Below are 21,695 nucleotides of genomic sequence, written 5' to 3'. Positions count from 1 at the left end.
GGTGGCCGGGAGGGGGGCTGGGGTCACGCGGACTGCGTATAGGCGCGCTGGTAGCGGGAGCCCAGGGCGGTCAGCACCTCGTAGCCGATCGTGCCGGCGCGTGCGGCCACGTCGTCCACGGCGTTGCCCGGCCCGATCAGCTCGATCATCGAGCCAGGGACGACACCGGGATGGTCGGTCACGTCGAAGGTGGTGAGGTCCATGGAGACGCGGCCGACCAGGGGAATGTCCTGCCAGTTGTGGCGACCGATCGCGCGGCCGGAAAGGGACCTCAGATAGCCATCGGCGTAGCCCGCGGCAACCGTGGCGATCCGGGAGGGGCGGGAGGACACCCAACTGCCGCCATAGCCGACCGGCGTGCCGGCAGGAATGTCACGGATCTGCAGCACGGGCGCCCCGAGCCGCACGACCGGCCGCATCGGGTTCGCGCGGCCCGGTGTGGGGTTGAGGCCATAAAGGGCGCAGCCGGGCCGGGCGAGGTCGGATGCGAAGTCGCGGCCGAGGAAGAGGCCCGCGGAGTTCGCGAAGGAGAAGGGCGCGGCAGGCAGCCTAGCGCGGGCGGCGGCGAAGCGGGTCGCCTGCCTCCCATTCAGCGGGTTCCCTGGATCGTCCGCGCAGGCGAGATGGGTCAGGATGAAGCGCAGCGCCGCACCCTTGAGGGGCGTGGGGTCCTCGGCAAGGGCCTCGGTTTCGGCCGGCGACAGGCCGAGCCGGGCCATGCCGGTGTCGATCTGCAGAATCACCTCCCTCTCCGTGCCCGCCCAGGCGGCGAGATCGCCGGGGGTGTTCAGCACGGGGGTCAGCCTCGCTTCCTCATCCGCGGCGGGTGAGAAGCCGTTGAGGACGGCGATCATCGGGCCGTCGCCGAGGGCGGGCCGCAGCGCCATCCCCTCGGCCAGCGTGGCCACGAAGAAGCGGCGGCAGCCGGCGGCGGCCAGGGCGGGGGCGACGCGGGCGGCGCCCAGCCCGTAGGCGTCGGCCTTCACCGCCGCGCCCACCTCGCCGCCGCCGGCTTCCGCGTGGCGGTCCCGGAGGGAGGCCCAGTTGGCGGCGATGGCGGCGAGATCGACCGTCAGGACGCCGGCTTGGTCAGGCATACTGCTCAGGCATGCTGGTCAGCTGTACTCGTCCTGGTCATGGGTCTGGTCGAGGTCGCCGAAGCGGGTGAACTCGCCCTCGAAGAAGAGGCGGATGGTGCCGGTGGGGCCGTGGCGCTGCTTGGAGATGATCAGCTCGGCCTTGTTGTGCGCCTGCTCCATGTCCTTCTGCCACTTGTCCAGCGCTTCCGTGTACTTCTCAGAATTGTCGAAGTTCAGCTCCTTCGGCATCTTCTGGGCGAGGTAGTACTCGTCGCGATAGACGAACATCACGACGTCGGCGTCCTGCTCGATCGAGCCGGATTCGCGGAGGTCGGCCAGCTGCGGCCGCTTGTCCTCGCGGCTCTCCACCTGGCGGGAGAGCTGGGAAAGGGCGATGACCGGCACCGAGAGCTCCTTGGCAATCGCCTTCAGGCCCTGGGTGATCTGGCTGATTTCCTGCACCCGGTTCTCCGGCCGGCTGCCGGCGGCGGGGCGCATCAGCTGCAGATAGTCCACGATGATGAGGCTCAGCCCCTTGGTCCGCATCAGGCGCCGGCAGCGGGTGCGGAGCGCGGAGATGGTGATGGCCGGGGTGTCGTCGATATAGAGCGGCATGGAGGAGAGCTCGCGGCTCACCTCCACGAACTTGTCGAAGTCGCGCTGGGCGATGTCACCGCGGCGGATGCGGTCGCCGGAGACGCGGGCCTGTTCCGAAAGGATACGGGTGGCGAGCTGGTCGGCGCTCATTTCCAGCGAGAAGATGGCGACGCCGCCGCGCACCACCGCGTTCGGGTCCTTTTCCAGGGCTTCGCGCTGCACCGCGCGGGCGGCGCCGAAGCCGATCTTCACGGCCAGCGCCGTCTTGCCCATGGCTGGGCGGCCGGCGAGGATCAGAAGGTCCGACGGGTGCAGGCCGCCGAGCTTGCTGTCCACGTCCCGCAGGCCGGTCGCGAGGCCGGAAACGCCGCCAGGGGTGGAAAAGGCGCGCTCTGCGAGGTTCACCGCCTCGGCGAGCGCCTTCTCGAAGGAGACCATGCCGCCTTCGGAGCCGCCATCTGTCGCGAGGTCGAACAGGGCCTGCTCGGCGGCCTCCAGCTGCGCCTTGCCGTCCAGTTCCGGCTCCGCCCCGAAGGCGCGGTTCACCACCACCTCGCCGAGATCGACGAGCTGGCGGCGGAGGAAGCAGTCGAAGATGACGCGGCCGTACTCGCCGGCATTGATGATGCCAACCATCGCGGTCAGCAGCTGAGTCAGGTAGGCGGGGCCGCCGACCTCGTCGAGGAAGCCGGAATGCTCGAACTCGGCGCGGAGAGTGACGACATCGGCCAGCTGACCGGCCTCGACCCGGCGCTGGATGGCCTTGTAGATGCGGCCATGGATCGGGTCGGCGAAATGCTCGTCGGCCAGGAACTCCGAGACGCGTTCATAGGCCTTGTTGTTGGCCAGGAGCGCGCCGAGTAGCGCCTGCTCCGCCTCGAGATTCGAGGGGGGGAGGCGCTGGGAGAGCCCCAGCATTCCTGACCCGGCCGGCTCCGCGAGGCTGTCGAAGGCATTCATGGGGACAGTCTAGTCCCCGGCGCGCTCCACGTCCTGCCCCACCTTTTCCCGGGTGCCTGTGGATGGCGGTGGATCATGTGGATAAGCCGCGGCCCGCTCGGCATCCAGCATGTAGTCCCGGGTGAGGGGCACGGCATCCAGGCGGCGGGTGAGCTGTGCCTGCCAGTTCATATGGCCCCAGCGGCGGAAGGCGAGCTCCGAGGAGGCGAGGTAGAACTCGAACATCCGGCAGAAGCGCTCGTCGTAGAGGGACTTGATGGCATTCCGGTTGGCGGCGAAACGGGCGCGCCAATGGGCGATGGTGCGGGCGTAGTGCAGGCGCAGGATTTCGAGGTCGGTCATCCACAGCCCGGCCTTCTCGATGGCCGGAACCACCTCGGACAGGGCAGGGGAGTAGCCGCCAGGGAAGATGTATTTCGTGATCCAGGGATTGGTGGTGGTGGGTCCCTCGGACTGGCCGATGGCGTGGATCAGGGCGACTCCATCCTCCTTCATCGCGTTCCGCACGGTGCGGAAAAAGGCGGTGTAGTGGTTGATGCCCACATGCTCGAACATGCCGACCGAGACGATGCGGTCCATCGGGCGCTGCCAGGCGCGGTAGTCCATCAGCTCGAAGGTCACGCGGCCGGACAGGCCTGCGGCCTCGGCCCGGGCGCGGGACTCCGCAAGCTGTTCCTGGGAGAGGGTGAGGCCGGTGACGCGGGCGCCGAAGTCGCGGGCCAGTGTGATGGCGAGGCCGCCCCAGCCCGAGCCGATATCCAGCACCTCGAGATCCGGGCGGTCCAGGCGTAGCTTGGAGGCGATGTGGCGCTTCTTCAACGCCTGCGCCTCCTCCAGGCTTTCCTCGCCGGTCGGGAAGTAGGCGCAGGAATACTGGCGGTCGGCATCCAGGAAGAGTGAGTAGAGGGTGCCGTTCAGGTCGTAGTGATGGGCGACGTTGCGCTGGCTGCGGGTGGCGGTGTTCAGGTCCATCAGCCTTCGGCCGACCCAGCGGGCGCCCTCATTGACCTTCATGGCCGGGTGGGTGCCGCCCTGGGCCAGGTTGAGGATGAGAACATCCAGCACGTCGTAGATGGTCGAGCCCTCGATCGGCTCGATGCTGCCGTCCATGTAGCCCTCGCCGAAGGCGAGGGACGGGTTCCAGAGAAGCCGCCGGGCGACCTGCGGGGTCTTCAGCGCCAGGGAAGCGCTCGGGCCAGGCTGGGCGCCGGCGAGGATGCGAAAGGTGCCGTCCGGCCGGCGCACCCGGAGGGTGCCGTGGCGGACCAGGCGAGAGAGGATGGAATCGATGAGCAAGATCGGCCTCCTTCTCAGAGGAGGCTGGGCCGTGGTGGAAGCGCCCCGCAATGGTGGGCGCCGCATGTCACGAAGGCGTGACAATTTTCAGGGGTTTAAATCCGTCCAGACATGCAGATGGCCGTCCCGTTGCCGGGGCGGCCATCGCAGTCGTTCCGCAGCGCGGTCCGATTACTCGGACGCGGCGCCCAGCTCGGACAGCTCGGCCGCCAGCTCGGCCTCGAGGGAGGCCTCCTCGGCCTCCTGCTCGGCGCGGAGGTCCTCGCCGCGCGCCTGCTTCTCGGCCTCTTCCGGAGAGCGGGCGATGTTCACGATCACCGGGATGGAGACCTCCGGGTGCAGCGCGACGCGGACGGTGGTGAGGCCCAGCGTCTTGATCGGCTGCTCGAGGATGACCTGCTCGCGGGTGATGGTGAGGCCGGCTTCCTTCGTCGCGTCCGCGATGTCGCGGCCGGAGACGGAGCCGTACAGCGCGCCGCTCTCGCCAGCGGAGCGGATCAGGACGACCGTGAGGCCCTCCATCCGCTCGGCCACGCGCTCGGCCTCCTCGCGCCGCTTGAGGTTCTGGGCCTCGAGCTGCGCGCGCTCGGCCTCGAACTTCTTGAGGTTGCTCTCGGTCGCGCGGATGGCGCGGCCGGAGGGGAGGAGGAAGTTGCGAGCGTAGCCGGGCTTCACCTTCACGGTGTCGCCCATCTGGCCGAGCTTCTCGACCCGCTGCATCAGGATGACGTTGATCATGATCTAGAGGTCCTCCCGATCAGTCGTTGATGACGTAGGGGAGCAGCGCCAGGAAGCGGGCGCGCTTGATGGCGTTGGCCAGCTCGCGCTGCTTCTTGGCGGAGACCGCCGTGATGCGGGACGGCACGATCTTGCCGCGCTCGCTCAGGAAGCGGGAGAGCAGGCGCACGTCCTTGTAGTCGATCTTCGGCGCGTTCGGGCCGGAGAAGGGGCAGGACTTGCGGCGGCGATAGAAGGGCCGGCGGGCGCCAACGGCCGGGCGGCGCGCGGCGGGGGTGAGGTCGGTCGTGTCGGACATCAGTTCTTACTCCTCGCCGCCCATGGGGCCCATGCGGTCGTCCATCTCGTCGCGCGGACGGGCCCGGAACTCCTCGCGGTCGTCACCGCGCTCGCGGCCACGGCCGGAGCCGAAGCGGCCGGCGGGGCGGGGACCACGGAAGCCGCGCTCACGGTCACGGTCGTCGCCGCGCTTGGCCAGAATGGCCGAGGGGGCGTCGTCGATCGTCTCGATCCGCAGCGTCATGTGGCGCAGCACGTCCTCGTGCAGGCCGAGCTGGCGCGCGACCTCCTTCTCGGCGGCAGGCGCGCAGTCCAGGCCCAGCAGCATGTAGTGGGCCTTGCGGTTCTTCTTGATCTTGTACGCGAGGCCGCGGAGGCCCCAGTACTCGCGCTTGCGGATCTCGCCGCCCTCGCCGCCGATGATCTCGCCGATCTGGTCGGCGATGGCCTCGACTTGAGCCTGCGTCAGCTCGTTCCGCGCGATCAGCACGGTTTCATACAGTGGCATCTCTATCCCTTCGGATGTCTCAGCCCGGGGCCGACGCAGGATGCGGTAGCCGGAATGGGCATAGCCGCGCGCGATGCCTCGCGCCCGGCAGGGTGGGCGGGGCGTATAGGCGAAGGGGGCGGCGGGGGCAAGTTCTCGTTTCGGGCCCCGCCGACCTGCCTACATCTCCACCCAGCGGCGGAGGAGGTTGTGGTAGCCGGCGGTCATGGCCAGCACCCCGGGATGATCGTCGGCCAGGTCCCGGCGGAGGGCGATGATGCCCATGTCCATGTCATAGAGGAACTGGCGCTGGGCGTCGTCCTTCACCATGGACTGGGTCCAGAAGAAGGAGGCCCAACGGCTGCCCCGGGTCACGGGGTTCACGCTGTGCAGGGAGGTGGAGGGATAGACCACCAGGTCCCCGGCCTCGAGCTTCACCTCATGGCTGCCGTAGGTGTCCTGCACCACCAGCTCGCCACCGTCATAGCTGTCGGCTGGTGAGAGGAAGAGGGTGGAGGAGACATCCGTTCGGATGCGCTGGCCGGTGCCGGGCACGGGGCGGATGGCATTGTCCACATGGGCGTGGAAGGTCATGCCCACGTCGTAGCGGTTGAACAAAGGTGGGAAAACGCGCAGCGGCAGGGCGGCGGTGGCGAACAGGGGGCTGCGGCCGAGGGCGCGGAGGACGAGGTCGCTCAGCTCCTTCCCCTCCGGGCTGTCGCCGGGCACCTGCAGGTTGAACTTGGCCTTGGCCGATTGCTGGCCGGCGGTCGCCTTTCCGTCCTCCCAGGCGGCAGCCTCCAGCCGCTCGCGGCAATAGGCGACTTCGGTGGCGGTCAGGACCTGGGGGATGCGGACGAGCATCGTCGTGCTCCGGTATCTGGAAAAGGAAACGGGCGGCCGAGGCGGAATGGTACCGCCCCGGCCGCCCGCCGTCAGGCCCGGGGGGAGGGGCCCCCAGCGGGATGCGACCTGGGTGCGCCGATCAGAACTCGGCAGCGAGGGAGACGAGCACGGTGCGGCCGGCGGCCACCGTCGCGCGGCCGTTGAACAGCCCCTCGTAGTTGGTGCGGTTGGTCAAGTTGTAGCCGTTCACCCGCACGGTGAGCTTGTCGTTGACACGGTGCTGAACCAGCGCGTCCAAGCTGATCGTGTCGGGTGCCACGGCGACGTTGTCGAGGGTGAGGAACACCTTGCTCCGGTACACCACGCCGGCGCCGAGGGTCACGTTGTAGGGCGTGTTCTGAGCGATGTCGTAGGTGGTCCAGGCCGAGGCGGAGTGAAGCGGCACGAACTGCACGCGCCGGCCGACATTGGCCGTGGTCTGCGAGCGCGTCGTCTCGCTGTCGAGATAGGTATAGGCCGCGTTGATGTTCCATTCCGGCGTGACCCGGCCGGTCAGCCCGGCTTCCAGGCCGCGGATGCGCTGCCGGTCGCCCGTCTGAATCACCGCCGCGGGGTCGTCCGGGTTCTGGACGAGGGCGTTGCCCTTCTCGGAGTGGAACAGCGCGACGGTGGCGCCCAGGCGATTGTCGATCAGGCCGATCTTGGCGCCGATCTCGTGCGTGGTGTTCCGCTCGGGCTCGAAGGCGCGGCTGGCGTTCGTGGCCTGCCCCGGCAGGGTGGTGAAGAAGGTGCCCGGCGGGGTCGAGGAGGTGGAGAAGGAGTAGTAGTAGGTCTGGTTCGGCGTCGGCTCGAAGATGACGCCCGCGCGCGGGTCGAAGAAGCTGTCGGAGATGTTGACGTCCGTCGTCGGCCGAGCGCCCGGCGCGCCGGCCCGGTAGTCGAGGTCGAACTTCGTCCAGCGGAAGCCGCCGAAGAGCGATATTTGGTTGGTGAGGAAGAGCCGCTCGTTGAGGAAGAGGCCGAGATTCGTCGCCGAGGTGTCGCGCTGGTTGTTGGGGGCGCCGGTGCTCAGCAGCAGGTCGTCGTTGATGGAGGGGTTGCGGACCGTCACGCCCGGGCGCGCCGGCACGTAGGAGCGGCCGGTGCGGTCCACCGTCTCGTGGGAGATATCGACGCCCGCAGTCACTTCGTGGCGCAGGGGCCCGGTGCGGAAGCGGGCGATCCCGGTGGTGAGGTTCTGGATCGCCTCGTTCACCTGGTTGTAGGGGCCGTTGCTACCGCCGCCATAGGCAATAGTACCGTCCCGCCGCGGGCCGAAGAACTGCCCGGAGCAGGAGTTGGCGTAGGTGACGGTCGCGGTCTGCCGGCCGCAGTTGACGGCGGTGAGCGCCGTGTCGCGGTCCACGCGCATCAAGCGGGTGTCGTTGGTGATGGTGAAGGCCTCGCTGAAACGGTGCGCGAAGCGGGCCGTCAGGCGATCCACGTCCACGTCGTCGCGGTCGTTCCGGATGCCGTAGAAGTTGGAACGGCGGACGCCGAACTCGGGCGCGGGCCGTCCGAGAGCGGTCGGGCTGGAGAAGAGGACGGGCGTGCCGCTGTCGATGGTGTGAACGTCGTGATAGTGCAGGTACTCCACCGAGAAGGTGGTGGGCGTGCCGAGGCCGAAGGCGATGGAGGGCGCGACGCCCCAGCGGCGCGTGTCGAGGTCGTCGCGATCGACCACCGAGCTGGACTGGCCCATGACGTTCAGACGGATGGCCGCCGTCTCGCTGATGCGCTGGTTGATTTCCGCCGTGGCGCGGGCAAAGGGCCCCATGCCGCCCGTGACGATGCCGGCGTAGCGATTCTCGAGCGTGGGCAGGCGGGAGTTGACGTTGATGCCGCCGCCGATGGCGCTGGTGCCGATGGCGAAACCGGAGGCGCCCTTCAGCACCTGCACGTCCTCATAGGTGAAGGCGTCGCGCTGGTAGGAGCCGAAGTCGCGTAGGCCATCGACCAGCACGTCGTTCTGGGCGGAGAAGCCGCGAATGCGGAACTGGTCTCCAGTGACGCCGCCATTGCCCTCCCCAATGGTGGAAGTGATGCCGGGCACGTTGCGCAGCGCCTGCTCCAGCGTGGTGACGGTCTGCTGCTGCAGGATCTCCCGCGGGACCACATTGATGGTCTGCGGCGTGTCCTGAATGGAGCCGGGCAGGCGCGGGTTGCCCGTGGGAGCGAGGAGCTGGTTGGCCGGGCGGCCGCCGGTGACGGAGACCTCGGGCACGGCGACAGGCGCATCGGCCGCGGCGCCGGGTCCCGTCACCTGGGCGAAGGCGAAGCCGGAACCGGCCATGGCGGCGCCCAGGCTCAGGCTGGCCACCAGGGCCGCATTCGGCACGCCCAGAGTTCGGTTCATCGCGCGGCTCATGCTTCAGGTCCCCCGACGCTGATATTGAGAGTCGCTCGTAACTGGGGCGATCACGATTCGTCAATGCGTGTGACTCGCAATTGCGATCGGCGAGACGCGCCCCATGGGCAACTTGTTGCCACGACATGCCTTGTTGTTGCCGTCAGGCCGCCTTTCCGGTCGGCAGGATGGAGGTCGGCCCGGTGGGGCCGGCCATCATGAAAAAGGAGGTTACGCTGATGTCTTGGGTATCGCGCATTGCCCTGGTTGCCAGCCTGGCGGCCGGGCTCGGCGGCTTCTCCTCGGCGCAGGCGGCGCCGGCTTCCGCCGCCCCGATGATCGGTGCCGCGATCGGCCCGGATGCCGGGATGCTGCAGGAGGTTCGCTGGGCGCAGCGGTGCCGCCCGGTGATCATCCATCGGCGCGACCGCTATGGCCGCCCCGTCCGCGTGCAGCGCGAGCAGTGCCGCCGCGTGTGGGTCGGCCCGGGCCGGGGGCCCCGCGGGCCCTACTGAGCCTAGCCGGGCCACGCGCCCGGACCTGATCCCAGGTGTTCTCTCAGGCCGTCGGCGTCCATCGCCGGCGGCCTTTCTGATTGCCATCGCCGCGGGCTTGCCGGGCCAGGTGCCTCCTCCTGTTGCCCGCTCCTGTTGACAGTGCGGTGACGGCGCCGCTACCCCGCCGCGCCACGGCGGGGTAGCGGTCCCCAGGGTTTTCCCGGCTTCAGGGGCGCCCAGGCCGGTCAGAACAGGCAGGAAATCGTCACAATGGCCCTCGCGCTCGTCTTTCCCGGCCAGGGCAGTCAGGCTGTCGGCATGGGCCGGGATCTTGCCGCTGCTTTCGCGCCCGCCCGGGAGGTGTTCGAGGCGGTGGACGAGACGCTGAAGCAGCATCTCTCCCGCCTGATGTTCGAGGGACCGGCGGAGGAACTGACCCTGACCGCGAACGCGCAGCCGGCGCTGATGGCCGTTTCCCTCGCGGTGCTGCGGGTGCTGGAGGCCGAGGGCGGGTTCGACATCAAGGCCAAGGTCGCGCTGGTCGCCGGGCATTCGCTCGGGGAGTACAGTGCCCTCGCGGCGGCCGGGGCCTTCGACGTGCCGCAGGCGGCGCGGCTGCTGCGGCTGCGCGGGGATGCCATGCAGGCGGCGGTGCCGGCGGGCACGGGCGCCATGGCCGCGCTGCTGGGCGCCGAGATGGATCAGGCCCGCGCCATCTGCGAGCGCGCGGCGGAGGACCCGGCGACGGGCGAGCGCCAGGTGGTCGAGGCCGCGAACGACAATGGCGGCGGGCAGGTGGTGATCTCCGGCCACAAGGCGGCCGTGGAGCGGGCAGTGGAGATCGCCAAGGCCGAAGGGGTCAGGCGCGCGATGCTGCTTCCGGTTTCGGCTCCCTTCCACTCCTCCCTGATGGCGCCGGCGGCCGATGCGATGGCCGAGGCGCTGGAAAGCGATCCGCCCCGGGCGCCGGTCGTGCCCTTGGTGGCGAATGTAACGGCCGCCAAGGCAACCGATCCGGACACGATCCGCGACCTGCTGGTGCGCCAGGTTACGGGGACGGTGCGCTGGCGCGAATGCGTGGCTGCCATGGCCGAGATGGGTTGCGACACTTTCGTCGAGCTGGGCGCGGGCAAGGTGCTGACCGGGCTGATGAAGCGGAACGCGCCCGACGCCAAGGCCATGACCTGCGGCACGCCTGCCGAGATCGAGGCGGTGCTGAAGGCACTATGAGCAGCACCCGCATCACCCTTGAGGACACCGCCGCGGCACGGGACGCGGTCTGGGACGGATTGCGGCTGTTCAACGAGGCGCAGTCCGGCCCGGGCTCCTTTGACTCCACGCCGCTCGCCGTGGTGCTGCGCTCGGAGGACGGGGCGGCGCTGGGCGGGCTGATCGGGCGCAGCTATTCCGGCTGGCTTTATGTGGAGCTGTTCCACATCCCCGAGGCGCATCGCCGCGCCGGGCTGGGAAGGGAGATGCTCATCATGGCCGAGCGGGAGGCCATGGCGCGCGGCTGCATCGGCGTGCGGCTAGAAACCTATTCCTTCCAGGCCCCCGGCTTCTACGCCCGCATGGGCTACACCGTGGTGGGAGAGCTGCGGGACTGCCCGCCCGGCCACACCCGCTTCTCCCTCGCCAAGCGCCTCGATGGCGCCCCATTGGAGGCACCCTGATGTTCGATCTGACCGGCAAGTCCGCCCTCGTCACCGGCGCCACCGGGGGAATCGGCGCGGCCATCGCCCGGGCGCTGCATGCCCAGGGGGCGCGGGTGGCCCTGACGGGTCGGCGGGAGGCGGAGCTGGCTTCCCTGGCGGAGGAACTGGGGGAGCGCGCCTTCGTGGCGCCTGCTGACCTTTCGGACCCGGTGGCCCCCGCCGCGTTGGTGGAGAAGGTGGAGGCCGAGTTCGGGGCGCTGGACATCCTAGTGAACAATGCCGGGCTGACGCGGGACGGGCTGGCGCTGCGGATGGGCGACAAGGACTGGTCCGACGTGATCGAGGTTGACCTGACCGCCCCCTTCCGCCTGGCGCGGGCCTGCCTGCGCGGGATGATGAAGCGCCGGGCGGGGCGGATCGTCTCCATCGCCTCCATCGTCGGTGTCACGGGCAACCCGGGGCAGGCGAATTATGCCGCGGCCAAGGCCGGGCTGATCGGGATGAGCAAGGCGCTGGCCCAGGAGGTGGCGCCGCGGGGCGTGACCGTGAATGTGGTGGCGCCGGGCTTCATCAAGACCGCCATGACGGACGCGCTGAACGACACGCAAAAGGCCGCGCTGATGGGGCGGATCCCCATGGGGAAGATGGGGGCGTCCGAGGATATCGCGGCCGCCGTGACCTACCTGGCCTCCGATGAGGCGGCCTGGGTCACCGGGGTGACGCTGCACGTGAATGGCGGCATGGCGATGATCTGAGCGGTGGGGTGCGGGAACAACGGTCCTTGATCCTCGCCTGCCGCGCCCCATCCTTCGGTCTAGGCCCTGCGAAACAGGCGTGCTAAGGCCCGCGCCCTGCGTCCGGCCGCTGCGTTTTACGAAGCGGCCCGGCGGCCAGAACAGGTTCCGGCGGTCAGCCGCCATCAGGAGAGAGCAAGCGCGATGAGCGAAACCGCCGAGAAGGTGAAGAAGATCGTGGTCGAGCATCTCGGCGTCGAGGACGCCAAGGTGACGCCGGAGGCTTCCTTCATCGACGACCTGGGCGCCGACAGCCTGGACACGGTCGAGCTGGTGATGGCGTTCGAGGAGGCCTTCGGCGTGGAAATCCCCGACGACGCCGCCGAGAAGATCACGACGGTCGGCGACGCGATTACCTACATCGACGCGCACAAGACGGCCTGAATGGCTGCAAGGCCGTCCCTTGGGGTAGTTCCCCTGGGCCGGCCTGCCGTCCGTAAAAATGACGCGTGGGGCGGGGGCCGGGTCTGGCCGCCGCCCGGCCCGGATGCCAGCCGGGAGAGGCGCGGGAGGGAGTAAGCGAGAGTGTTCGGTCAGCTCACGGCCCCGCGCCGCGTCGTCGTCACCGGCATGGGCATCGCCAGCCCGCTGGGTCTTGGCGTGGAACATGTCTGGAAGCGGATGCTGGCCGGGGAATCCGGCATCAGCGCCATCCAGGGCTTCGATGTGTCCAACATCCCCGCCAAGATCGCGGGCGTCGTGCCGAACGGTACGCGGGCCGATGGCGGGCTGGATCTGGCGGAGTGGATCCCGGTCAAGGACCAGAAAAAGATGGACCGCTTCATCCAGCTCGCGCTGGTGGCGGCCACCGAGGCGGTCGAGGACTCCGGTTGGGTTCCCGAAACGGAGGAGGACCGTTACGCCACGGGCGTGATGATCGGCTCCGGCATCGGCGGGCTCCAGACGATCTATGAGGCGTCGCAGCTGATCGCGACGGGCAAGCACCGCCGGCTCTCTCCGTTCTTCATTCCCTCGGCCCTGATCAACCTGGCCTCGGGCCATGTTTCGATCAAATACGGCTTCAAGGGACCGAACCACTCGGTGGTGACGGCCTGCGCGACCGGTGTGCACGCGCTGGGCGATGCCGCGCGGCTGATCGCGCTGGGCGATGCCGATGTGATGGTGGCCGGCGGCGCCGAGGCGGCGGTGGCCGAGATCGGCATGGCGGGTTTCGCTGCCTCCCGCGCCCTCTCCACCGCTTTCAACGACACGCCCGCCAAGGCCTCCCGCCCCTGGGACAAGGACCGCGACGGCTTCGTCATGGGCGAGGGCTCGGGGGTGGTGGTGCTCGAGGAATACGAGCACGCCAAGGCCCGGGGCGCGAAGATCTATGGCGAGGTGATCGGCTACGGCATGTCCGGCGACGCCTATCACATCACCGCCCCGGCCGAGGGGCATGAGGGGGCCTATCGCGCCATGAAGGCCTGCCTGCGCTCGGCCGGCATCGGCACCGAGAGCATCCAGTACATCAACGCCCATGGCACCAGCACGCCGCTCGGTGACGACCTGGAACTGCAGGCGGTGGAGAAGCTCTTCGCCGAGGACGCGAAGAATGTCGCCATGTCCTCGACCAAGTCGGCGATCGGGCATCTGCTCGGCGCGGCCGGCGCGGTGGAGGCGATCTTCTGCCTTCTGGCGATCCGCGACGGCGTCGCGCCGCCGACGCTGAATCTGGACGAGCCGTCCCGCCCATCCGAAATCGATCGGGTGGCGAACGAGGCCCAGCCGCGGAAGATCGACATCGCGCTGTCGAACTCCTTCGGGTTCGGAGGCACCAACGCCTCCATCCTGTTCAAGGCTGCTGCCTGAGGCTTTCTGCCTCGGGCTTGCCGTCCGGGATATGGGGCCCGGGCGCGTGAGACCCCGTCCGGGGGCCTGATCCCCGCCTTGAAAGGGACCGCACGGCCATGGGACGCGCGATCCGCTTCCTGCTGATCCTGGTGCTGATCCTCGGCTTGGCCGGGGGCGGCGCCTTTTTCTATGCGCGCCAGGTCTATGACCAGCCGGGGCCGCTAGCGGCCCCGGCGCAGTTCGTGGTGCCCCGCGGCGGAATGGAGGCGATCGGGGCCTCGCTGGTCGGGGCCGGGATCGTGGCCGATGGGCGCGCCTTCCTGGCAGCCGCCTGGGCGACGCGGACGCAGGGGCCGCTGCGGGCGGGGGAGTTCGCCTTCCCGGCCGGAGCTTCCCTGCGCGACGTGCTGGGCGTGCTGCGGACGGCGCGGCCCGTGCAGCGGCGGCTGACCATCCCCGAGGGGCTGCTGGCCCGGCAGATCGTGGCCGTGATCGAGCGCGCCGAGGGGCTGGTAGGCGAGATCCCGCCCATCGACGAGGGCGACATCCTGCCCGAGACCTATACCTATCAATGGGGCGACAGCCGCGCCGCCCTGGTGCGCCGGGCCAGCGCCGCGATGGACGAGGCGCTGCGCGAGGCCTGGGCGGCTCGGGCGCAGGACCTGCCCATTTCCTCGGCGCGCGAGGCGCTGGTGCTGGCCAGCATCGTGGAGCGTGAGACGGCGGTGGCGGCGGAGCGGCCGCGGGTGGCTTCCGTGTTCATCAACCGTTTGCGGCGGGGAATGCCGCTGCAGTCGGACCCGACGGTGGCCTATGCCGCGGCGGACGGGGGGGTGCTGGACCGGGGGCTGACGCGGGCGGATCTGGACCGCGAGCACCCGTTCAACACCTATCGCAACCGTGGGCTGACGCCGGGGCCGATCGCCTCGCCGGGCAAGGAGTCCCTGCGGGCGGTGACGCGGCCGGATGCGACCGACTTCCTGTACTTCGTGGCGGATGGCTCGGGCGGCCATGCCTTTGCGCGCACGCTGGATGAGCACAACCGGAACGTGGCGCGCTGGCGCGAGGTGGAGCGCGGGCGGGCCAGTGCGGCGCCGGCTGCCGCGCCGACTCCTGCGCCGACCCCTGCGCGGTGAGACGCCGCGCGGCGCCTGTCGCTTGAGCGGGACATCGCTCGCTCCGCTTTCGGGATGGCCGCTCTGGTGGCGGCTGCTGCTGGTTTCGGCGATGTGGTCCACGGCCTTCCCCGTGGTGCGGCTGGCCGCGCGCTCGATGCCGCCCTTCGCGCTCTCCGCGGGCAGGGCGGCGGTGGCGGTAACGGTGCTGGTCGTGTTCGCCTCGGTGACCGGGGCCTTCGGCAAGGAGGGGCGGTGGAGCTGGCGCGCCGGACTGGTGCTCGGCACGGCGAATGGCTGGCTGCCGAACTGCCTGACAGCCTTTGCGCTTCTCTCGCTGGCGGCAGCGACGGTGTCGCTCGTCCAGTCGGCAACGCCTCTGTTCGTGGCGCTGCTCGCGTTTCTGGTGTTGCCCGGAGAGCGGCCGGGGCCGCGCACCCTGGCGGGGTTGGCGCTCGGCTTTGCGGGGATCGCCGTCATCCTGGGGCCCAAGGCGATGCTGGGGGATGGTGCGGGGCTGCTGGCCGGCTCGGTGATGCTGGTTGTGGCGCTCTCCTATGCCGTTGGCACCGTCTATGTCCGGAGGACGCGGCCGGGCGGGGCGCTGGAGCTGGCGGCGGGGCAGCAGGGGATCAGCGCGCTGGGGGCGCTGGCGATGTGCCTCTCCTTCGAGAGTGTCGCCGGCTTCGACCAGCCCTGGGAGGTCTGGGCGGCGGTGGCCTGGGCGGGGGTGTTCGGCTCGGCGTTGCCGGTGACGCTCTTCTTGTCGCTGGCGCAGCGGGCACGGGCGACGGATGCGGCGATGACCGGGTACTTGCAGCCCGGCTTCGCGGCAGTGTTTGCGGCCCTGCTGCTGGGGGAGGTTCCCGAGACGCGGGTGCTGCTGGGCGGGGTGGTGGTGCTGGCCGGGGTTTGGCTGGCGACCGGCGGCGGGCGCCGGTCGCCCTAGGGTTCAGGCCGGGGCCAGGGCCTGGATGTGCTGGCGGCAGCGCATCAGAGGCTGGATGCGCTGGCCAAAGGCTTCGATGCCATCGAGGAAGTCGTCGAAGGTCAGGAGGACGCCGGCGAGGCCGGAGACCTCCGACATCTCGTCCAGCATGCGCGCGACATTGGCGTAGGAGCCAATGAGGGTGCCCATGTTCAGGTTGATGGCTCCCTCGGGCAGCGCATACTGCTTGGTGTTGGTATCTGCGCCCGAGCTTGTGTCGGCGGCGGCCTGGCCGGCCATCCAGGCGATCGCCTCGCGGTCCGCGCCGGCCTGGTAGTGGCTCCATTTCGCCATCGCGGCCTCGTCCGTCTCGTCGGCGATGAGCATGACGAGGGCGAGCGAGCCGACCTTGCGGCCCGTCGTTGCCGCCGCGTCCTGCACGCGGGCGGTCATGGGGGCGAGGGCCTTCGGGGTGTTGATTCCCTGGCCCAGGCAGAAATTGTAGTCCGCATGCTTGGCCATGAAGTCGAGCCCGGCCGCGCTCTGGCCAGCGCAGACGATCTCGATGCCCTTCTCCGGCATGGGAAGAAGGCGGCAGTCGTCCATCTGGAAGTAGTCGCCCTTGAAGTCAGACTGACCCTTGGACCAGAGCTCCCGGAGGATGGTGGCGTATTCCGAGAGGTGGTCGTAGCGGCGGGCGAAGTGCTCATCGCCGGGCCAGAGGCCCATCTGCGAGTATTCCGGGCGCTGCCAGCCGGTGATGAGGTTCACGCCGAAGCGGCCGGGAGCGATGGAATCGATCGTGACGGCCATGCGGGCCATGATTGCAGGCGGCAGGGTGAGCGAGGCGGCGGTCGCGAAGAGCTTGATGCGGCTGGTGACCGCGGCGAGGCCGGCCATGAGGGTGAAGGATTCCAGGTTGTAGTCCCAGAAGCCGGTCTGCCCGCCGAAGCCGCGGAGCTTGATCATGGAGAGCAGGAAGTCGAGCCCGTAATGCTCGGCGCGCTGGGAGACCTGCTTGTTGAGGTCGAAGCTCGGCTTGTACTGCGGCGCGTTGGTGGAGATGAGCCACCCGTTGTTGCCGATCGGGATGAAGACGCCGACGTCCATGCGGTAATGGCTCCCTGGATGCGAAGCGGAACCGGGTTGGCCGAGCAAGTCCCGTTCCACCGGCGGGCGGAGGTCGGTTTTTGGCCTGAAATGATCATCCCGGGCCGGCTACGCCCTTCCGCAGGCTGGCCCGCATCCCCATAGATGCGGTCAGATTACAGAAAGGACATGTTTGCCCGTGGAAGCCGAGGTACTCGTCGCGCTTGTCGCCCTGATCGGGATGGAGGTGGTCCTCGGGATCGACAACCTCGTCTTCATCGCTATCCTCTCCAACCGCCTCCCAGTGGAGCAGCGGCGCAAGGCCCGGTTGATCGGCCTCGGGCTGGCCGTGGTCATGCGGCTCGGCATGCTGGCCGGGGTGGGCTGGCTCATCACGCTGACGGCGCCGCTCTTCACGATCCTCGGAAATGAATTCTCGGGTCGCGACCTCATCCTGCTGGCGGGTGGCGTCTTCCTTATTGTGAAGGCGGTGATCGAGATCCACCACCGCGTGGACCCCCAGTCCCAGGCCGATGCCAAGGCGGCGAACCAGGTGGTCGCCAGCTTCGGCACCACCGTGTTCCAGATCATCCTCATCGATATGGTCTTCTCGGTCGACAGCATCCTCGCCGCCATCGGCATGACGAGCGTCATGTGGGTGATCGCGGTGGCCATCATCGTCGCCGTGACCGTCATGCTGGTGTCGATGGATGCCCTGTCGGACTTCATGGAGAAGAACCCGACCGTGGTGATGCTGGCGCTCGCCTTCCTCGTGATGATCGGCATGGTGCTGATCGGCGAGGGGCTGGGCTACCACCTGCCAAAGGGCTTCGTGTACGTCGCCATGGCCTTTGCGGCCGGCGTGGAGGGACTGAACATCTGGGCGCGGCGCGGCGAGGCGCGGCGCACCGTCTCCCCCGCCAGCACCACGCTGGCCGCGCCGGGGGAGGCCTCCGTCACGCAGCAGGCGGTGGCGGAGGAGGTTCTGGCCCATCAGCGCCCGACTTCGACGGCATCCGGCTGAGCAGGGCGGCCGGCAGCGCGCCGGCCAGGCGCGCCATCGCGTAGAGTGGGAAGGGGAAGGCCACGCGGGCCTTCCCCTTTCTGATTCCGGCCAGCGCCCGCCGCGCGGCCTCCTCCGGCTCCATCAGGAAGGGCATGGGAAAGGCGTTGCGGGCCGTCATCGGCGTCCGGACGAAGCCGGGGCAGACGGCGTGCAGGCGGATCCCGTCGCGCCGGGCGGTGGCGTCGGTCGCCTCCGTCCAGCGCTGCAGCGCCGCCTTCGAGGCGCAGTAGGCCGGCGCACCGGGGGAGGCGGTGAAGGCGGCGATAGAGGCGATGGCCGCCACCCGCCCGCGGATGCCGTCGGGCCCGGGCGGCTGTGCGTGCATCATCTCCAGCGCGGGCATGATGGTATTGAGCGCGCCGGTGAGGTTCACCGCGAAAATGCGGGCGACCTGATCGGTGCCTTCCCGCGTGCCGCCGGTGCCGGCGGATGTGCCGGCATTGGAGATGAGGAGGTCGAGGCCGCCGGCGGCGCGCACCCAGGCAGTGGCGGCCGGGGCATCGGTCACGTCGAAAGCGACCTCGGTGACGGTGGCGCCGGCCGCGCGGCAGGCGGCGGCCGTGATGGCAAGGCGTGCGGTGTCCCGGCCGGATAGGTGCAGCGTGCGGCCGGGGCTGGCGAGGCTGCGGGCCAGGGCAGCGCCGAGGCCGGAGGAGGCGCCGGTGATCGCCACGCGGCGCCAGGGCCAGGCATCGTCCCCTGCTTGCATCGTGCTCTCTCCCGCCGCAGAAGGCCGCGCATGGCCATCCGATCCATGACCGGCTTCTCACGCACCACCGGCACGCTGCCGGATGGCACCCCCTTCACCTGGGAGCTCCGCAGCGTCAACGGGCGGGGGCTGGACGTCCGGCTGCGCCTGACGCCTGGGCTTGACGCGCTGGAGGCGCCGCTGCGCGAGGCCGCGGCGGGCCGGTTCTCCCGCGGGAACATCTCCGCCAACCTGTCCGTGAAGCGGGAGGACCGGGCGCCGCGGCTGGTGCTGGATCAGGCGGCGCTGGAACGGGCGATGGCGCTGGTGGCTGAGTTGTCAGCACGGATGCCGGGCGCCGCCGCGCCTCGGCCGGAGGCGGTTCTGGCGCTGCCGGGCGTGCTGCGCACCGAGGTGGAGGTGCCGGACGAGGCGGCCGAGGCCGCGCGCCGGGCTGCCGTGACGGCGGGGTTCCGAGAGGCGTTGGACGGGCTGTTCGAAGCCCGGGCGGCGGAGGGAGCGCGGCTTCACGCTATTCTGGCCACGCTGATGGATGAGATCGAGGCGCTGCGCGGCCGGGCGGTGGCAGAGGCGGCGCGGCAGCCCGAGGCGCACCGGGCGCGGCTGGCCGGCGTGCTGGCGGAGCTGCTGGAGGGTGAGCGGCGGGTGCCGGAGGAGCGGCTGGCAGCCGAGGTGGCGCTGCTGGCCGCACGTTCCGACGTGCGGGAGGAGCTGGACCGGCTGGGCGCGCATGTGGAGGCGGCCCGCGCCTTGCTGGTGGATGCGGCGCCGATCGGGCGGAAGCTGGAGTTCCTGACGCAGGAGTTCGGGCGGGAGGCGAACACGCTGGGTGCGAAGGCGGGGAGCCTGGCGCTGACGCGGATCTCGCTCGATCTGAAGGCGGCCATCGAGCGGCTGCGCGAGCAGGCGGCGAACGTGGAATGAGCGCGATGCGGCGGCCCATGGGGCGACGGGGACTCTGCCTGGTTCTGGTGGCGCCTTCCGGGGCGGGGAAGACGAGCGTCTCGCGCGCGCTGCTGGCGCGGGAGGAGGAGCTGTCGCTCTCCATTTCGGCCACCACCCGCGCGGCGCGGCCGGGGGAGGTGCATGGGGTGCACTACTTCTTCCACAGCGGCGAGGAGTTCGAGGGGATGGAGGCGGAGGGCCGCTTCCTGGAAAGCGCGCATGTCTATGGCCGCCGCTACGGCACGCCGCGCGCCCCGGTGGAGGAGGCGCTGGCCGCCGGGCGGGACGTGCTGTTCGACGTGGACTGGCAGGGGCACCTGCTGCTGCAGCGCGCGATGCCCGGGGATGTGGTCGGGGTGTTCCTGATGCCGCCGTCGATCCCCGAGTTGGAGCGGCGGCTGCGCTCGCGGGGCCAGGACAGTGAGGAGGAGATCCTGCGCCGGATGGGCAAGGCGCGGGAGGATGCCTCCCACTGGCAGGAATTCGACCACGTGCTGGTCAATGCCGATTTCACCGAGACGGTGGACACGGTGGGCGCCATCCTGCGCGCGGCGCGGACGGCGCGGGCGCGCAATCCCTGGCTCGGGGATTTCGTGGCGCAGATGGGGTAGGGCGTGATCGCGGTTCTCGGCCTTGTCGCGCCGGTCTTCCTGCTGATCGCGCTGGGCTATGCGGCGGGCGTCCGGCGGGTGCTGTCGGACGAGGCGATGAAGGGGATCAACGATTTCGCCTACTGGCTCTGCGCGCCGGCGCTGCTGTTCGTCTCGGCGGCGAGTGGCGGGGCGGCGGCGCATGGCGGGCGACTGGAGCTGGCCTACTTCGCTGGCGCGCTGACCGTCTTCGGCATGGCGCTGCTGCTCTCGCGGCTCGTGGCGGGACGGAACCTGGCGGAATCGGGGTTGTTCGCCCTCAACTGCTCCTTCGGAAACACGCTGATGATGGGCGTGCCGGTGGTGCTGGCGACCTTCGGCCCCTCCGGCATCGGGCCGGCCACGGCGATCATCGGGCTGTACTCCCTGGTGATGCTGCCGCTGACGACGATCGTGGCAGAGATGGGGATGTCGGCGGGCGCCTCGCCCATGCGGGTGCTGCGGACCACGCTGCACTCGGTGGTGCGGAACCCTGTCGTAATGGCCGTGGTCGCGGGCAATCTCTGGGCGATCCTGCTGCCGGCGCCGCCGCTGTTCCTGCAGCGCTTCCTGGAGATCCTGGGCGGGGGCACGAGCCCGCTGCTGCTCTTCTGCCTCGGCGCCTCGTTGCGGGACTTCCAGATCCGGCGGGACTGGGTGGATGCGCTGGTGATCACCTTCTTCAAGCTGCTGGTGCTGCCGCTGCTGGTGTTCGGGCTGGGGCGGCTGGCCGGGCTGCCGCCGCTGGACCTGGCCGTTGCGGTGATCCTGGCTTCCATGCCGACGGGGGCGAACGCCTTCCTGATGTCGCGCCGCTACGCGATCGGCATGGAGCGGTCGGGGGCCGCCGTGCTGCTCGGCACGATGATCTCGGTGGTGACGCTGACCCTGGTGCTGGGATGGGTCACCACCTTCGGTGTGGCGAGGCCGTGACGGCCGTTGGGCCGCCACGGGAGTGCGTACTCAGTGCAGGCGCAACTCGCCTTCCGCATAGGTGAACTCGGCCGGGCGCCATAGGGCGGCGGAGGCGACGCGGACGGAGTAGAGCTTTCCCTCGATGTCGCGGCGCCAGAAGTCCAGGAAGCCGTGCAGTTCCGGGAAGCTCGGGGCACGGTCGATCTTCTGCCAGATGAAGCTTTGAAGAACGGTGGGGTGGTCCGGTAGCCGGTAGAGAATCTCGGCGGTGGTCAGATGCCATTCGGGGATGCGGACGACCTGCTCGATGCCCCTGAGATGCATGCCCTTACCTCCTCAACCCGGCGGCAACGGCGCCGCCCATGGCCGATGGTGCCATGCGATATGAGAGGCGGAAGACAATAAATTTTTCATATCAATGCTTTGGCACTCTCGCTCCGCGAGTGCTGCCGGACTTGACGGAAAGGGGGGTGATCCCCTAGATCGCTGGCACTCACCGGGGGCAAGTGCTAACGGGCCCTCGGGGGCCCTGGCCCAGGCTTCCCGGCCGGGTTCATCCCAAGAGATCAGACTGAGGAGAGAACCGCATGACGAAGTTTCGTCCCCTGCACGATCGCGTTCTCGTCCGTCGCGTGACGGCCGAAGAGAAGTCCAGCGGCGGGATCATCATCCCCGACACCGCCAAGGAGAAGCCCCAGGAGGGTGAGGTCGTCTCCGTCGGCGCCGGCGCGCGCAACGAGGCCGGCCAGGTCGTGACGCTCGACGTTAAGGCTGGCGACCGGATCCTGTTCGGCAAGTGGTCGGGCACCGAAGTCAAGCTCGATGGTGAGGAGCTCCTGATCATGAAGGAGTCCGACATCATGGGCATCGTGGAGAAGGCCGCCTGATCGCTCC

24 protein-coding genes are annotated in these 21,695 nt (G+C 69.6%); 13 read left to right on the top strand and 11 right to left on the bottom strand.

Translation table 11 applies throughout. From position 1 onward, the window contains the following. Window positions 1-23: 23 nt before the first annotated feature. From alr to ACVBD7_RS14150, 8 genes are all read right to left on the bottom strand, one after another. Window positions 24-1,097, bottom strand: a complete 1,074-nt coding sequence (gene alr, locus ACVBD7_RS14185; RefSeq protein ID WP_458093878.1) for an alanine racemase — start codon at window positions 1,095-1,097, stop codon at window positions 24-26. An 18-nt stretch (window positions 1,098-1,115) separates the two neighbouring features. Beyond that, window positions 1,116-2,636, bottom strand: a complete 1,521-nt coding sequence (locus ACVBD7_RS14180) for a replicative DNA helicase (protein ID WP_458093877.1) — start codon at window positions 2,634-2,636, stop codon at window positions 1,116-1,118. A gap of 9 nt (window positions 2,637-2,645) precedes the next feature. Further along, a complete protein-coding gene (locus tag ACVBD7_RS14175; protein WP_458093876.1) occupies window positions 2,646-3,932 on the bottom strand; it encodes a class I SAM-dependent methyltransferase in 1,287 nt (428 codons plus the stop codon). A gap of 171 nt (window positions 3,933-4,103) precedes the next feature. Beyond that, window positions 4,104-4,670, bottom strand: coding sequence for a 50S ribosomal protein L9 (rplI, locus tag ACVBD7_RS14170; protein ID WP_458093875.1), 567 nt, complete (start codon window positions 4,668-4,670; stop codon window positions 4,104-4,106). 19 nt (window positions 4,671-4,689) lie between these two features. After that, complete coding sequence (gene rpsR / locus ACVBD7_RS14165) at window positions 4,690-4,968, bottom strand: 30S ribosomal protein S18 (RefSeq protein ID WP_043830720.1); 279 nt, start codon at window positions 4,966-4,968, stop codon at window positions 4,690-4,692. A gap of 6 nt (window positions 4,969-4,974) precedes the next feature. Then, window positions 4,975-5,457: a 30S ribosomal protein S6 gene (gene rpsF, locus ACVBD7_RS14160; RefSeq protein ID WP_458093874.1), complete on the bottom strand. Its 483-nt coding sequence runs from the start codon at window positions 5,455-5,457 to the stop codon at window positions 4,975-4,977. Between the two features lie 159 nt (window positions 5,458-5,616). Next, the gene (locus ACVBD7_RS14155) at window positions 5,617-6,300 is read right to left on the bottom strand and encodes a Fe2+-dependent dioxygenase (protein WP_458093873.1); all 684 of its coding nucleotides are present in this window, start codon (window positions 6,298-6,300) and stop codon (window positions 5,617-5,619) included. A 121-nt stretch (window positions 6,301-6,421) separates the two neighbouring features. Then, a complete protein-coding gene (locus tag ACVBD7_RS14150; RefSeq protein ID WP_458093872.1) occupies window positions 6,422-8,677 on the bottom strand; it encodes a TonB-dependent receptor in 2,256 nt (751 codons plus the stop codon). Between the two features lie 230 nt (window positions 8,678-8,907). On the opposite strand from ACVBD7_RS14150, the gene ACVBD7_RS14145 reads away from it, so the two are divergent. From ACVBD7_RS14145 to ACVBD7_RS14110, 8 genes are all read left to right on the top strand, one after another. Continuing rightward, on the top strand, window positions 8,908-9,183 hold the full coding sequence (locus tag ACVBD7_RS14145; protein WP_458093871.1) for a hypothetical protein: 276 nt from the start codon (window positions 8,908-8,910) through the stop codon (window positions 9,181-9,183). 252 nt (window positions 9,184-9,435) lie between these two features. Continuing rightward, window positions 9,436-10,395, top strand: coding sequence for an ACP S-malonyltransferase (gene fabD, locus ACVBD7_RS14140; protein WP_458093870.1), 960 nt, complete (start codon window positions 9,436-9,438; stop codon window positions 10,393-10,395). Continuing rightward, entirely contained in the window at window positions 10,392-10,838 is a 447-nt protein-coding gene (locus ACVBD7_RS14135) for a GNAT family N-acetyltransferase (RefSeq protein WP_458093869.1), read from the top strand. Before fabD ends, ACVBD7_RS14135 begins: the two co-directional genes overlap by 4 nt. Then, the gene (fabG, locus tag ACVBD7_RS14130; RefSeq protein ID WP_458093868.1) at window positions 10,838-11,575 is read left to right on the top strand and encodes a 3-oxoacyl-[acyl-carrier-protein] reductase; all 738 of its coding nucleotides are present in this window, start codon (window positions 10,838-10,840) and stop codon (window positions 11,573-11,575) included. Before ACVBD7_RS14135 ends, fabG begins: the two co-directional genes overlap by 1 nt. Before the next feature lie 183 nt (window positions 11,576-11,758). Then, window positions 11,759-11,998: an acyl carrier protein gene (locus ACVBD7_RS14125; RefSeq protein ID WP_458093867.1), complete on the top strand. Its 240-nt coding sequence runs from the start codon at window positions 11,759-11,761 to the stop codon at window positions 11,996-11,998. Window positions 11,999-12,184: 186 nt separating this feature from the next. Further along, complete coding sequence (gene fabF / locus ACVBD7_RS14120; protein ID WP_458097706.1) at window positions 12,185-13,423, top strand: beta-ketoacyl-ACP synthase II; 1,239 nt, start codon at window positions 12,185-12,187, stop codon at window positions 13,421-13,423. A gap of 98 nt (window positions 13,424-13,521) precedes the next feature. Beyond that, on the top strand, window positions 13,522-14,541 hold the full coding sequence (mltG, locus tag ACVBD7_RS14115) for an endolytic transglycosylase MltG (protein ID WP_458093866.1): 1,020 nt from the start codon (window positions 13,522-13,524) through the stop codon (window positions 14,539-14,541). A 22-nt stretch (window positions 14,542-14,563) separates the two neighbouring features. Next, the gene (locus tag ACVBD7_RS14110) at window positions 14,564-15,469 is read left to right on the top strand and encodes a DMT family transporter (RefSeq protein WP_458093865.1); all 906 of its coding nucleotides are present in this window, start codon (window positions 14,564-14,566) and stop codon (window positions 15,467-15,469) included. A 3-nt stretch (window positions 15,470-15,472) separates the two neighbouring features. Here ACVBD7_RS14110 and rutA read toward each other — a convergent pair whose 3' ends face one another. Further along, a complete protein-coding gene (gene rutA, locus ACVBD7_RS14105; protein ID WP_458093864.1) occupies window positions 15,473-16,558 on the bottom strand; it encodes a pyrimidine utilization protein A in 1,086 nt (361 codons plus the stop codon). A gap of 178 nt (window positions 16,559-16,736) precedes the next feature. Between rutA and ACVBD7_RS14100 the strand changes: the two genes are divergently transcribed. Continuing rightward, window positions 16,737-17,561, top strand: a complete 825-nt coding sequence (locus tag ACVBD7_RS14100; protein WP_458093863.1) for a TerC family protein — start codon at window positions 16,737-16,739, stop codon at window positions 17,559-17,561. On the opposite strand, the gene ACVBD7_RS14095 is transcribed toward ACVBD7_RS14100, so the two are convergent. Further along, entirely contained in the window at window positions 17,494-18,312 is an 819-nt protein-coding gene (locus ACVBD7_RS14095; RefSeq protein ID WP_458093862.1) for an SDR family NAD(P)-dependent oxidoreductase, read from the bottom strand. The two genes, ACVBD7_RS14100 and ACVBD7_RS14095, sit on opposite strands and share 68 nt — an antisense overlap. 30 nt (window positions 18,313-18,342) lie before the next feature. Here ACVBD7_RS14095 and ACVBD7_RS14090 point away from each other — a divergent pair, with 30 nt between their 5' ends. The 3 genes from ACVBD7_RS14090 to ACVBD7_RS14080 are packed head-to-tail and all read left to right on the top strand — an operon-like array spanning window position 18,343 to window position 20,819. Continuing rightward, window positions 18,343-19,236, top strand: a complete 894-nt coding sequence (locus tag ACVBD7_RS14090; RefSeq protein ID WP_458093861.1) for a YicC/YloC family endoribonuclease — start codon at window positions 18,343-18,345, stop codon at window positions 19,234-19,236. Window positions 19,237-19,241: 5 nt separating this feature from the next. Beyond that, a complete protein-coding gene (gene gmk, locus ACVBD7_RS14085) occupies window positions 19,242-19,868 on the top strand; it encodes a guanylate kinase (protein WP_458097705.1) in 627 nt (208 codons plus the stop codon). A gap of 3 nt (window positions 19,869-19,871) precedes the next feature. Next, a complete protein-coding gene (locus ACVBD7_RS14080) occupies window positions 19,872-20,819 on the top strand; it encodes an AEC family transporter (RefSeq protein ID WP_458093860.1) in 948 nt (315 codons plus the stop codon). Window positions 20,820-20,849: 30 nt separating this feature from the next. Here ACVBD7_RS14080 and ACVBD7_RS14075 read toward each other — a convergent pair whose 3' ends face one another. Next, window positions 20,850-21,125, bottom strand: a complete 276-nt coding sequence (locus tag ACVBD7_RS14075) for an usg protein (protein WP_458093859.1) — start codon at window positions 21,123-21,125, stop codon at window positions 20,850-20,852. Window positions 21,126-21,388: 263 nt separating this feature from the next. On the opposite strand from ACVBD7_RS14075, the gene groES reads away from it, so the two are divergent. Beyond that, a complete protein-coding gene (gene groES / locus ACVBD7_RS14070; protein ID WP_458093858.1) occupies window positions 21,389-21,688 on the top strand; it encodes a co-chaperone GroES in 300 nt (99 codons plus the stop codon). Window positions 21,689-21,695: the final 7 nt, after the last annotated feature.

The organism is Roseomonas sp. WA12 (genome assembly GCF_054165765.1).
The sequence above is the reverse complement of the archived record's forward strand: the minus strand, read 5'-3'. Positions and strand labels throughout refer to the sequence as shown.